This window comes from Pseudoalteromonas sp. KAN5 (genome assembly GCF_022846535.1).
In the GTDB taxonomy this organism is placed as follows: Bacteria; Pseudomonadota; Gammaproteobacteria; order Enterobacterales; family Alteromonadaceae; genus Pseudoalteromonas; species Pseudoalteromonas haloplanktis.
In genome coordinates, this window is the sequence record NZ_AP025589.1 from 3,105,001 (window position 1) to 3,118,127 (window position 13,127).

The 13,127-nt window shown below is 38.4% G+C and carries 13 protein-coding genes and 1 riboswitch; of the genes, 2 read left to right on the forward strand and 11 right to left on the reverse strand.

The window, feature by feature from the left end; all coding sequences use genetic code 11:
- Positions 1-271: 271 nt before the first annotated feature.
- Positions 272-751 carry an RNA-binding protein gene (locus tag KAN5_RS13900; RefSeq protein WP_016710347.1) on the forward strand — a complete coding sequence of 160 codons (480 nt, stop codon included), beginning with the start codon at positions 272-274 and terminating at the stop codon, positions 749-751.
- Here the strand turns inward: KAN5_RS13900 and murI are convergent.
- Positions 714-1,511: a glutamate racemase gene (gene murI / locus KAN5_RS13905; RefSeq protein WP_244389938.1), complete on the reverse strand. Its 798-nt coding sequence runs from the start codon at positions 1,509-1,511 to the stop codon at positions 714-716. The genes KAN5_RS13900 and murI overlap by 38 nt on opposite strands.
- A gap of 63 nt (positions 1,512-1,574) precedes the next feature.
- Positions 1,575-2,696 carry a DUF5610 domain-containing protein gene (locus tag KAN5_RS13910; RefSeq protein WP_244389939.1) on the reverse strand — a complete coding sequence of 374 codons (1,122 nt, stop codon included), beginning with the start codon at positions 2,694-2,696 and terminating at the stop codon, positions 1,575-1,577.
- 165 nt (positions 2,697-2,861) lie between these two features.
- Between KAN5_RS13910 and trmA the strand changes: the two genes are divergently transcribed.
- Complete coding sequence (gene trmA, locus KAN5_RS13915) at positions 2,862-3,959, forward strand: tRNA (uridine(54)-C5)-methyltransferase TrmA (RefSeq protein ID WP_244389940.1); 1,098 nt, start codon at positions 2,862-2,864, stop codon at positions 3,957-3,959.
- A 19-nt stretch (positions 3,960-3,978) separates the two neighbouring features.
- Here the strand turns inward: trmA and KAN5_RS13920 are convergent, their stop codons facing one another.
- The 9 genes from KAN5_RS13920 to KAN5_RS13960 all read right to left on the reverse strand — a co-directional run bounded on the left by KAN5_RS13920 (position 3,979) and on the right by KAN5_RS13960 (position 13,080).
- Positions 3,979-4,680 (reverse strand): VpsP family polysaccharide biosynthesis protein, encoded by a 702-nt coding sequence (locus KAN5_RS13920; protein WP_244389941.1) that lies wholly within the window; start codon positions 4,678-4,680, stop codon positions 3,979-3,981.
- Entirely contained in the window at positions 4,680-5,411 is a 732-nt protein-coding gene (locus tag KAN5_RS13925) for a CpsB/CapC family capsule biosynthesis tyrosine phosphatase (RefSeq protein ID WP_244389942.1), read from the reverse strand. Before KAN5_RS13925 ends, KAN5_RS13920 begins: the two co-directional genes overlap by 1 nt.
- Positions 5,408-7,624 carry a polysaccharide biosynthesis tyrosine autokinase gene (locus KAN5_RS13930; protein WP_244390953.1) on the reverse strand — a complete coding sequence of 739 codons (2,217 nt, stop codon included), beginning with the start codon at positions 7,622-7,624 and terminating at the stop codon, positions 5,408-5,410. The genes KAN5_RS13925 and KAN5_RS13930 overlap by 4 nt, the downstream gene beginning before the upstream one ends.
- Before the next feature lie 21 nt (positions 7,625-7,645).
- Complete coding sequence (locus KAN5_RS13935; RefSeq protein WP_244390954.1) at positions 7,646-8,176, reverse strand: polysaccharide biosynthesis/export family protein; 531 nt, start codon at positions 8,174-8,176, stop codon at positions 7,646-7,648.
- Between the two features lie 2 nt (positions 8,177-8,178).
- Positions 8,179-9,372, reverse strand: coding sequence for an outer membrane beta-barrel protein (locus tag KAN5_RS13940; RefSeq protein WP_244389943.1), 1,194 nt, complete (start codon positions 9,370-9,372; stop codon positions 8,179-8,181).
- Between the two features lies 1 nt (position 9,373).
- Positions 9,374-10,774 (reverse strand): undecaprenyl-phosphate glucose phosphotransferase, encoded by a 1,401-nt coding sequence (locus KAN5_RS13945; RefSeq protein ID WP_244389944.1) that lies wholly within the window; start codon positions 10,772-10,774, stop codon positions 9,374-9,376.
- 514 nt (positions 10,775-11,288) lie between these two features.
- Positions 11,289-11,912 carry a heparin lyase I family protein gene (locus KAN5_RS13950; protein WP_244390955.1) on the reverse strand — a complete coding sequence of 208 codons (624 nt, stop codon included), beginning with the start codon at positions 11,910-11,912 and terminating at the stop codon, positions 11,289-11,291.
- Positions 11,899-12,141: a hypothetical protein gene (locus KAN5_RS13955; RefSeq protein ID WP_244389945.1), complete on the reverse strand. Its 243-nt coding sequence runs from the start codon at positions 12,139-12,141 to the stop codon at positions 11,899-11,901. The genes KAN5_RS13950 and KAN5_RS13955 overlap by 14 nt, the downstream gene beginning before the upstream one ends.
- 59 nt (positions 12,142-12,200) lie before the next feature.
- Positions 12,201-12,283: riboswitch (cyclic di-GMP riboswitch) on the reverse strand.
- Positions 12,284-12,393: 110 nt separating this feature from the next.
- Positions 12,394-13,080 carry a WecB/TagA/CpsF family glycosyltransferase gene (locus KAN5_RS13960; RefSeq protein ID WP_279612615.1) on the reverse strand — a complete coding sequence of 229 codons (687 nt, stop codon included), beginning with the start codon at positions 13,078-13,080 and terminating at the stop codon, positions 12,394-12,396.
- Positions 13,081-13,127: the final 47 nt, after the last annotated feature.

The window sequence follows — 13,127 nt, forward strand, 5'->3', positions numbered from 1 at the left end:
TTCGCTATGCGATGCGCTCTGCCGTCTCAGTGGGGTCGCATTATAGGGAGTTCCAAAAACAGATCAACACTTTTTTGTAATCTTTTGATCGTTCGCTCAAAAAGCATGCAAAACCACTAAAAAAACACATTAAAGCCGCTTTTTATGCACTTTTTTTGCTGCAAATTAAATAATTTCACACAAATAACATTGCTATGTTCATTTATCGCGTTAAGATAGCAAGTTCACAATGTTAAATTAATGTTTATTTCCTGTTTATTGGTAGATCAAAATGAAATTACCCGATCAAAAATCTCTTATCTCTTCAGTTATCCTTGCTGTTATTGGTTTCGTTATAGTTAACTTTGCACTTTCAAGCTTACAATTAAGTCCTGCACTATTATTTGCTGCTGGTTTATTAATTGGTGGTGTGGTTATTGCTGCAATGTCATCTGACGATGTTGAAGATGCCGAAGTAAAAACAAAAACACTTTATGTTGGCAACCTTCCTTATCGTGCAAATGAAGGCGTAGTTCGCACTTTATTTGAAGAGCAAGGTAAAGTATTTAATGTTCGTTTATTAAAGGATAAGAATACTGGCAAACGTCGTGGCTTCGGTTTTGTTGAAATGGCAGAACTTGATGCTGACAACGCCATTGCTAAATTAAACGATAGTGAGTTTCAACAGCGTACGTTAAAGGTACGTGAGGCAAAACAAAAACAAGATGATGAATCTAGCTCTTTTCGTTCTGAGTCAGATCAGTCAGCGTAACTAGCTCCACCGGTTGCTTATCGATATAAATAGAAGCCGTTGCGTAAAAATGCAGCGGCTTTTTTTTATCTACCGCTACTTCAGGCCTTTTTTCAGTTGCTAATAAAGTTACAACTCTCTTTGCAATTGCAGCCCCTGAATCAAGTAGCTTAACAGCTCCCGCAAAATAGTCATTAATGCCATGAGTTAGGAGCGGGAAATGTGTACATCCTAAAACTATGACATCCACACTATGATCAATTGCTAACCTATCTAGTTCGGCGGTTAGTTTATTCTGGTCTAGTTGCTTATTTAAGTAAGCCTGCTCTGCAATATTAACCAACTCTACACTTGCGTATAAATGAACAGTTACATCCTGTGCATACTCTTGTATTAATTGCTGCGTATAAGCACTTTGTACTGTTGCAGGTGTTGCTAATAATGCAATATGCTTTGATTGAGTTATAAGTGTGGCGGGCTTTATTGCAGGAACAACACCTACAATAGGGATACTCGCTAGTTTCCTAACGGCTGACAGTGCGGCTGTTGAAGCGGTGTTGCAGGCGATAACTAAGATATCAACGGTTAATTGATTAACCGTTATGTAATCGAGCAAAGCGCTTAAGCGATTAATGATAGTTTGCTGGCTCTGTTTGCCATAAGGTAAATAAGCATTATCCATAAAATAACTAAATTGCGCTTCAGGGAGCGCACATCGAATATGTTCAAGTACTGTAGTGCCACCAAGGCCAGAGTCAAAAACCAAAATATGTGCAGACAAACTACTCGCCTCGTATTTACTTTAAGCGAAGCAGTTTGCCATGCAGTTAAGCAGAAATAAAGCTTACGCTTCGCTGTCTGTCGCGGCTGAACGTAGCTTATTCATTTGCTCAAACATTGATTTAGTATATTCAACCAATTTGCCAACTTCTTCTTTATCTTGGTTCAACCATTGTAAGATACCCGCAAGCTCATTTTGTAAACCTAAATCACCTGCCTTATTGAAGGCTTCTTTTAAATCATCATTAAATGGGGCTATTTTTTCAGCAACTTTTTTCTCTGGGGCAGGTTTATTTTCTTCATAGCCTTTTATTGCAGCGAAGGTTTTGGTCTGCCTTAAATCCATTGAAAACGCCACCAGCTGTTCATTACCAAGGCTTAGCTCTTGTGCTTGTGCAAACGCCTGCTCTAAATCGCCACCAAAAAAGGTTTGGCTCACATTTTGAAGATCCTCCATTAAGGCATTTATTGCCTCTTGCTCGTCTTCATTTAAATCACCATTGACCGACATACTAAAGGACAGTTCACGTGATTGTGATGATTCACTAGCATAACCTTCGTTTTGACCATTACGTTGATAACTACTTGCTGATTGTTGTTTAAAGGCATCAGCAAAGCTAATCGTCACTTCATCACCCTCTGCAGTGGTAAAATTATATTCTGCATTGTTACTTAAACTTAAGTATTGTGCTTGGCTGACACTGACAGATTCTGGTTTTGGATTAAATAGACTCTCTTCAAACTCATCAAGGCCGCTAAAAATCCCAGCTTTTGATTTTTCAATGCCCTCTTCTATTTCATCATTTAAAACTCCTGTGCCTTTTAACTCTTCATACGCATCATCAATGCCTATTTGCACACCTGTGCGTGCATCACTGAGCATCCCTTTGAGTTTGTCATCATCGGCACCACCGGCTTGTGCTTTTTTAACCGCACCCGTTACAAAATCCAGTACATTTTTGACAATTTCTTCAAAATCGAATAACGGTTTGTCTTTTTTCTCTTCAGCGACAGGTAAACCCAAGGCTTCAGCCATTTTATCGCCTAATACTTTTGCGGCTAACTCCCTACCACGTTGCTGGTAACTATCTTGGGGAGACTGTATTGTAGGTTGCTGTAATGCATCTTTGTTACTGTATTTATTGACATTGTTATTTGGAACAAAGCCAAAGTTACCAATTTTCATGATCCGACTCCTATAGTTGCATTCTTTAGTATCGGCCTAAAAATAAATAACTGAAGCGAAATGTACAAAAAAACAGCACCTTTCATTACGCAAAACTAGACAAATACTCCCTGCCCCCTACAATAGCGCCGATAAATAGCTTAAAGATAGAAGGTAGTGGGCATAATGGCAGTTATTAAGATCGATACATCAATATACGATGCGCAATTAAGCGAAAAAGAGCAGCGTATTATTGCGCAATTCCAACGATTTGGGGTTGAGCAATTAGAAGTATTTGGCTCAGAGCCTATTCACTACCGTCAACGCGCTGAGTTTAGAGTGTGGCATGATGGGGATGATTTATTCCATATTATGTTTGACCAAGCTACCAAAGAAAAAATTCGTGTAGATACCTTTGATCCAGCAGCACCGCTGATTGGCGAAGTTATGCAAGCGATGATCGAAAATTTAAAGGGTTGTGAGATATTACGCCGCAAATTATTTCAAATAGATTATTTATCAAGTCTCAGTGGTGAAATTCTTGTAAGCTTGCTTTACCACAAACCATTAGATGATGAATGGCTAACAGCGATTAAAGCGTTAAAAGTGGCGCTGAGTGAACGCTTTAAAATTGATTTTATTGGCCGTGCCCGCAAACAAAAAGAAGTGTTGGGTGATGACTATGTTACTGAACGTCTAACCGTTAATGGCCAAGAGCTTATTTATCAACAAGTAGAAAATAGCTTCACCCAGCCTAATGCCAAAGTAAATATTAAGATGCTAGAGTGGGCTCAGGATTTATGTAAGCCATTAAAAAATGATTTGCTTGAGCTGTATTGTGGCAATGGTAATTTTTCGATTGCATTGGCAGGCTCGTTTAATCGTGTGTTAGCTACAGAGATCTCTAAGTCATCAGTACACTCTGCTCAATACAATATTGCCAAAAACAAGGTGACTAACTTAGATATTATTCGCATGTCTAGTGAGGAGTTCACTCAAGCGATGAATGGCGAGCGCACTTTTTCACGTTTAGAGGGTATTGATTTAACAAGCTATAACTGCCAAACCATTCTAGTTGACCCGCCACGGTCTGGCATGGATACACTCACTTGTGATCTAGTCGCTAACTATGAAAGCATTATTTATATTTCATGTAACCCAGATACTCTCGAGCGAGACTTAGAGCACTTAACTCGTACTCACGAAGTTAAGCGCTTCGCAATTTTTGACCAATTCCCTTACACCCACCACATAGAATCAGGGGTGTTTTTACAACGTAAGTAACTTAACTTAGCTATTGTGCTTATTTAGCACAATAGCTGTTGTTCACCCATGACCGCTTAACTTCCTCAAACCGACTATCCTTATCAAGGATTAAACACATCAGGGGTAATTGCTGAGACTGTTTTGCAATTTTTAATATCTCTACAAATTTATAACCATGGTGTAGTGCTAGAAGCAAATGTTTAAAAAAATAAACTTTATATTGTGGTTGTAAATTTGACCAGTGCTGAAGCATAATTTCTACCACTGTTTTGTGTACATCAAAGTCATAGGGGCCAACCTCCTCAGCACGAGAAATATAGTTAATTACTCGCTCATCAACATTTTCTAAATATGCTTGAACTCGCGCAAGTTCAATCCAACTTTTTGCCCATGCTTTCCGGTTATTAATAGAGTCGAGCAATAAATCTCTGGCTACCGACAACTCAGATTCAGGTAACCAATGCTGGCTAATGCCAAGGGTGATTATATTAGCTTTGAAATGTAAGTAATGTGGATGCGTTGGATCTTGCATAACCGCGCGGTCAATAGACGATAGCATTGCTTTATAATCACTTTCTTGAAAGGTAAGTGGATCAGATTGCCATGCTTGCAGACTATACAATGAAGAAAAATACCAGGCGTTTGATGTTGCTTTTTGCAAACTCCAATAGCCTACCGCCAGAGCCATACCCATCAAGACGAGGCACTGCAATAAATAAACAGCTCTACGCGTAATCATTATACTGATTTAAATAATGATTGTGTTAAACGCTTAGGATTGCTATAAAAAAGCTCATGGGCGTATGCTAAATCACTGAAACGACAAATGCGCTCGTGGGCTAACGTAAGCATTGGTGGCCGGCGTTTAACGCTATGCATATCAGACGCTACATAAGTAGCTAAACGGTGCGCTAAAATATATTCACTCAGCTGTTGTGCTTGCTCTCCAAAATGACCAAGAATACTACTTGCTGTAAGTTGTAGCTCACAACCTAATTTTTTTAATTGCGCTAAATATGCGACATTTTTTTGAATATCACGATTACGCTCAGGATGAGGGATTACAGGCACTATATTATGTTTCGCTAGCCAACGAATAAAGTTTTCAAAACCAACAGGCATATGCGAATGAGGTAGCTCTAACAGCACATAGTTAACACCATTTACCTGCCCTATAAATGGTAGCTTTTTTTGCTTAACGAGAGGCATCACTTCCAAGTCGAGTCTTACCTCAGCTGCAACTGCCAGCTGTATGTTTATATTCGCTTTCGCAACAATAGCGCAAAAAATATCAAACTTCTGCTTAATCAGCTCTACACTATTATCAAAACGACCAAAATGTATATGCGGCGTTGCTACCAGATGAGTAATGCCATCATCTTGTGCCAATCTTAATAATGCTAAAGATTCAGATATATCCTTAGCACCATCATCAATTTCAGGGAGAATATGACTGTGAATATCTATCATGCCACTTTTTTAGGATCCGATGCAGTGTCGTGTCCATAACCATAGTAGTCATAATAACCTTGGTAGCTACCATCATGATCTTTAGTCACATCAACTTGATTTAATACTACACCAGCAATATTGGCTTTAACTTCAAATAACCGGTCTAAGCCACCTTTGATTGCTTTGATCCGTGTACTATCTGATTTAACAACATAAACAACAGTATCTGCCAGTTGTGCAATCACTAATGGATCACTCACAGCTTGTGTCGGCGGCGTATCTATAACAATGTAATCAAACTGGTTTTTTAATGAGTTAATTAGTTTTGTAAACCGTTCTGATGCAAGTAGTTCCAGCGGGTTACTTGGCACTGGCCCACTTGGCATAATCATAAAGTTTGCTGTTTTATCCGTAAAAATACACTCATCAAGTTTTTCAGTGCCTATGATTAAGTTTGATAAACCGGGATGATAAGCAGGTATATCAAAACGTCTGCATATACTTGGCTTTCTTAAATCGGCATCGATCAATAGCACTTTACCTAACTGGCCAAGCGACATTGCAAGGTTCGCCGAGGTTGTCGTTTTACCCTCCCCCGGGACTGTCGACGTAACAGCTATAACGTGATGATTACGCTCCATTTGTGTCAAAATTAGACCGGTGCGAAATGTTCGTACTGCTTCGGCAAAGTTTTTATAACCATCCTGTAAATAAGCATGGATAGGTAAGTTTGCTTTCTTTGGTAGGCGTACTAAAGGTAATAGCCCTAACATACGGTGCATTAAACGATTTTCAATATCAGCTTTACTTTTTATCGTGTCGTTTAAAGAGTCGAAAATTAATGCCATTATTATTGCAAAACCAACGCTTGCTACAAATGTTAGTAGCACAATCACTTTTTTATTTGGTTTACTTGGGTTAATTGGTGCAAAGGCCCGATCGGTAAAGCGTGCTGCTGCCGAGCTAAAATCACTGGTGACTTCAGTTTCTTTCGAGCGAGATAAAAAACTATTAAAGATAGTTCGATTAGTATCCACCTCTCTTTTAAGCTGATTATAGTCGGTTTCTTTACGAGATATATCTTGATAACGCGCTCTAACATCCGCAACATCTTGCTCAAGTGCTTTAACGGTACGAATAGCACGATTCAGTTCCTTTTCAATCCCTGCCACCAGCCCCATTATCTGCTCATGCAAGTTTTTGGTAACCGTTGCCAACTCCGCTTTAGCTGAAATTATTTTTGGGTGCTTCGGCCCGTACACTTCCCCCAGTTCACTCACCTTACGCTGCGCAAAAACCATCTCCCGTTTTACGTCTTGAATTACACGATGTGAGGTAATTTCAGGCATACTGCCTAAACGTTCAATATTCTCTTTTCCGTATTCGGCAATCACTCGATTAATACTATTTAGATTATTTTTCTCGTTACGGGCCACTACCAATTGCTGTGAGGTTTGCTCCAACTCTTGATTGATCAAGCCAGAAACCCCTTCAATATCTATCAACTCTTGCGATTCACGATACTCTTGCAAACGCGCTTCAGATTCATCTAGCTGAATGCGTAACTCTGATAATCTGACATTTAACCAATCAGATGCTTTTTTTGTAATTCCCATTTTTGCACGCATATTACTGTCGATATACACTTCGCCTACAGTGTTTGCTACTAAGGCTGCAAGTTCAGGATCACTCGATTCAAACGTTATGTGGACAAGTTGAGTTTTTCGAATAGGATTAACGGTCAAGCGAGATTGAAAAGCCGCCACTAGCCCCAGCATTTTCTTTTGCTGCTGCACATCTGTAGCACTTGTATCAGGCTCTTTTTGAGGCAAAAATGGCAATAATTCTTTTAGATAAGTTTTAAACTCACCGCTTAGTGATGGTTTAGAAATAAAGTCGGGATGCTCCGCTAAGTTAAGTTTTTCAATAACCTCACGCGCAATGCTATTAGACTTTAGTACTTCAAATTGAGTTAGGTAATACTCTTTACGAGATGAATCTAAACCATATACTTCTTCAATGCCTATTGCTTTGGTTTGTGAAGACTCAATGAGCAGTGTTGCTGTGGCAACGTACTTTGGTGTTAAAGTCATTGCAAGCATACTGACTGCAATAGTAACAATTAAGGCAAACCCGAAAATAGGCCACTTTTTCTGCTTAATAACACGTAGATATGCCCCAAAATCAATAATATGATCTTGTGATCCCGTAGCCTCACTGCTTTTTCTCATATGTTCCATATACTTATAATCCTAAAATAAACGCTGCTCGATTTTAATGGTATCACCAGCATTCACATTGGTATTTACACCAGCTAAAGCTTCTTGGCTTTTAGACTTTTCTTGTGACAAGTAAATTTTATTTTCAGAAGCCCGCTCAGTCATCCCCCCAGCAAGTGCGACAGCTTGGCTGATAGTCATACCTGGTTGATATGGATATGCACCCGGCTTTTTAACTTCACCATGAATATAAAATGGCCTATATTCAATAACCTGAGCGTACACATTAGGCGCTACCAAGTAGCCATCTTTCAAGCCGACACTGATTAAATTTTCCACTTGTTTCACAGTTAAACCAACCAGTTTAACCTCCCCTAAAAAAGGGTAATTCACTAAACCACTATTACCTAATAACGCCTCAACTTCTAAATCCGGCTGCCCAAATACACGAATACTAACCTTATCACCCACTCCTAGCTCATAGCGCTCAGTGTCACTAGCAATAACTATTTCACTAAATAATATTAGTATTAGTGCTAACACAAAATAATAACGACTGCACATAATCACCTCTGTAAACCTAAAGTGAGTGTTATACCGACAACCCCTTTATCGTATTTGTAAATAGGTCTAGATGAGTTTTTATCATTAAGCTCGTAATAAAGGCTAAATACGCCCATCGAACTTTTATAATCAAGTGATGCATGAATAGTATTGGTTTGCTCATTCCGAGTCACACCTATGTATTTATCTTTTACATGGTTAAAAGACAGGTGGGTGTGCAGACGCTTTTGCCATTCATGTGACCATTTAATGCCATACAAGGTAGCTTGGACATAATCACCTTCAACAAGCGGATCTTCAGCCGCTTGAGATGTTACTAACTCAATTTTAGAGTAGCTCAACGGCTTCCATGTCAGACCTGCTAGCCAACTTAAGCCCGTAAAGTTTTCTCGTAATGACGAGTCAAAATCTTTCTTTTGATAGCCTAATTTTATCTTACCGGAGGTCAAGGCTGATGCTTGCCATTGCATACCTAACATAGCGCGGTAATCTGATGAATCTCGGTCAATTGTTCCAGTTCTTAATTGGTCATATTCGATATTTTCTGAATTTAACTCAATAAACACATCCGTTCCAGCTTGCGTATTATAAAACCCTGTTATGCTGAAACGGGTTTTTTCTAAGTCTCGAAACTGTGAAATAGAACGAAAGTTTTTATAACGCTTATCATAAAAACGAGTCCCAAAAGCAACCCGCGCAGCTGAGCTTTTTGCCCCATATTCATAAGTGCCTGACAAAGTAGAATCAATATACTCGACGGGTTCTGAGATTAAAGCTCCCGTGCCTTCACTCAACCCCGTACCTCGTGGCTCTGTTTTACCATCAAGAGCAACCGATAGGTCAAGCCGTTGCTTGCTAGAAAACTCATTATGAGACGAAAGCTTGACGTTATAATCCAAAAAGTTATCAGCGGAGTCTAAACGATAGTACCCACTATCAATACCTAAATCTAAGGTGTATTGATTTACACCATCATCCAGACGGGTTTGTAACTTTGGGATTACTCTAAAAAACTCACTGCTTTTCTCGTTCTGCGGTTGATAATAGAGGTTATCATCATAACCAAGTCCTATACTAAGTGATGGCTTTAACTCAATACCGCCGTCAGTAATGTAGCTGCCGGGTTCAAAGTTCGCACTTGCAGCCGCACTAAAGAATAACGTAGATGAGAGTAGGATTACTCTATTGAAGTCCATTTTAATAAGCATTTTTATTCACAAACCCTTTGAATATAGTCAAGAAAATAATTTTTATATCAAACCATAATGACCAATGTTTTATATATTGCAGATCATGTTCAACACGCTTGCTCATTTTCTCTAGCGTATCCGTTTCACCACGCCAACCATTAATTTGAGCCCAACCAGTGATCCCCGGCTTAGCTTTATGACGCAACATATAAAATTCAACTTTTTTACGGTATTCCTCGTTGTGAGAAACAGCATGAGGTCTAGGGCCAACAATCGACATATCCCCCCACAAGACATTAAAAAATTGCGGAAGCTCATCTAAACTAGTACGACGCAAAAAACTACCAAAGGGCGTTATCCGACTATCATGCTTTTTGGCTTGGGTAACCACTTGGCTATTTTCCATAACCTTCATAGAACGAAACTTCCACACTTTTATTTTTTGTCCTGCAAGTCCATACCTATCCTGCATGAAAATTGCGGGACCCTTGGAGGTAATTTTTACACCAATAAAAATAGCAAGTAACAAAGGAAAAATTAAAAGCAAAATAACAATACTAAGGACAATATCTTCTGTGCGCTTTATCCACTCTTTAGCACCTAGATAAGGAGATTCAAATACACTTAAAGTATCAACTGCACCGATGTGCTCAATACGCGCATGAATTAAATTAGACAATAAAAAATCAGGAATAAAGTGAACATCAACGGTAGTATCACCTAACTGCAGCAAGATATCTGCAATCCGCTTTTCCGCTTTCATTGGCAGAGCAATAAAGAGCACCTCAATTTCACCACAACGCGCCATATTGACAGCTATGTTGATCTCATCAGCCACATTTTTGTCCAATTGTGTAAATACTCGCTCAGGACTGCGGTCATCAAAAAAACCTACAAAATCATAACCTAACTCTGCATGTTTAATAATTTCTTGATATAAATACAATCCGCTTTCTGTAGCACCAACAATAGCGACTTTTCTAGCACCAACACCTAGCTTACGTTTGTGACGTTTATACAACATTGCAACTAAGCGCCAGCTATATAGCATCAAAAAACTAAAGCTAAGCCACAGTAATAAACTTACCCGTGACAATGACTCTGTGAACTTTAATAAAAATGCGATTGCAAACAATGCCATAAATGCAAGGGCCAAGGCAGTCCAAGCGCATAACACCATGTGCCTGAACTTTCCCGCTCGCCAAGAACGATAAGCAGCTAAAGCTTCTGTACAATAAAGATAAGTTGTTATGACTACTAATAAAGAAATAATGTAATAAGGTGAAAATACAACACCATAGATAAATACTGCCAACTGTAAAGATAAACACAATGAAGTAATATCGAGAAGACGATATAAACTCGCGCTCGACGAACCTGAATCTTTAAACGTCCTTGAAGAATTCATTTTACATGTCCCTGTAGAATTAAATTATTGTAATTGCTAACAACTTAAAAATCACAATAAACAAGACTATATTACTAGAAAAATAGTATCAATACTTATTATGTTTAAAGCTAAAGCAACAATTTTAATAATGAAAAAAACCAAGAAACATATATAAACATTTGTTTATAAACAAACTAAAAGGCAACACATTAATTTTTCTATCTAATTATTATAAAAGTATATTTTAAATTCATATAAATAAACACACCACAGAATAACCAAATGAGAAAGACTAAATAAGCAATTAACTCTCCATAGCAACAAACCCGCTTTACAGGAACTACGAGAATTTGACTTGTAGATTAAATAGAATGAATAATAAAAACCTGATTAAACCAGGAGACTTATAATGGTTTGGTTATTAAATTTAAATATACACTTAATTTTAGATAAAATAACTTAAGGACACAAAAGGTATGAATGAATTTTAGGGAGCTGCTCCCCCCCCTAAAATTCATTAAACGTATTTATTTCAAAAATCAGAATGGTTGGCAGTAATATCAGCATTCATTTTCTCAAAGTCTGCAAATTTATTACCGACACGAATACGATCATAATACATAATTCGAGATTCAACAGGGTCATCTTCTTGCCAGTTCCAACGATACAATCCGAATTTAGCATACGTTTTATGATCCAATGAGTCCGCAGCATAACCAACTGCACCAGAGTAATTTATAACAAGATCCTCACCTTTCCATAATTTAAGAAAGCCAACATCAGCATCCCCACTGTATTTAATATGCAGCACCCAATCGCTCCACAGGCCAAAATCAGCACTATAATCCCCAATGTCTAACACCAATTTTTCATGATCAAGGTTTGGGCTTGGCACTTCATTACTGCCCGCTATCGTTATTCTATAGCGCCCCTTGATCGTTTGTAGTGATATTGGAGTGGTAACATAGCGGTTCCAATTTCCATCCGCAGGAGACGTATGCACTTGAAAGAAAGATTCAGGATATGAGCTGTAAACATAGTCGCTATTTAAAAGAGTTGAAAAAGCATACCATCGCTCTATTTCCTTACCTCTTTCCAATGGCGCTAGTAACTCAGCACGCTTTGCGCCATATACATCAACATCAGTTTTGCGAATAGTAACTTTCGCGCCGTAATTCCCCCTCTCTCGCTTGAATAGCCCATTTCAAATTAGATGAATGAGCCCTTTCATACTTATAATATGGATTGATTTCCCAATCGAGAGACCAAATTATTTCATCGTGTTGCTCACTAAAGTAACCATTGTTCAAACTTGCGGCTGTTAACTGAAAAGGAATAATGATGGCGGCACATACTGTGATTTTCTGAACGTATAACTTATACATGGAGTTCCCCTTATTAAACATAACAATAAGAAGAAAAGCATAATTGAGCGTTGCTCAACTATGGAAGTCATCCGACCATAACTTGATGTCTTAGGCGATCACTTTGCGTCCTTGGGTTTCCCCAAGTTTGCCCTTTCTCATAGTAAGACTAATAACAAAACATCAATGCATCAAGCTAAAAGCAATAATAAAGAACTAAAACACATACAGTTAACTAACACTTATTCCCTAAATCTTTGTTACTAGGAAGATTTAGGAGGCAAGCTTTTCTTTCAATAATAACCAGGCAAACTTTGAGTTTGTAACTAGGTATCTTTTCCACATACGTCTAGGTTCTTGTAACACCCTATAAAACCACTCAAGTCCCGAGTTTTGCATCCACAAGGGAGCTCTATTTACTTTGCCAGCGACAACATCAAATGTACCACCCACTCCCATCACAAAATCAACACCTAATTTATCTTGCCATTTGTTTATAAAGTTTTCTTTTTTTGGCGAAGTAATGGCAACAAATAACAATTTAGCGCCAGATTGCGCAATTTTATTAACTAGTGCTTCTTCATCATCCCAAAAATAACCATCATTAAAGCCTGCAATATTTAAATTAGGATATAACTCATAAGATTTTGCTACCGTTTTTTTAACAACGTCATCCGTTGCGCCAAGTAAAAATATTGGAAAGTTATTACGCTCACTCATGGCTAGTAAATTATGAAACAAATCAACTCCTGCGACTCGCTGTGGCACCCGGTGCCCCAAAAATCTTGCCCCCCAAACAACTCCCATACCATCAATGTTGATTACATCACAAGACTTTACAGATTCAGCTAACTGTAAATCTTTTTGCATATTAACAAGCTTGGCAACATTAACCACTACATGTTGTAAGAATCCGCCTGTAGAGACTCTGCTCTCAATGTAAGCGACTGTTTCATCCATGGTTGCGACATCCATTGGCGAGCCTAAAAATTCAATACGTTTCATAA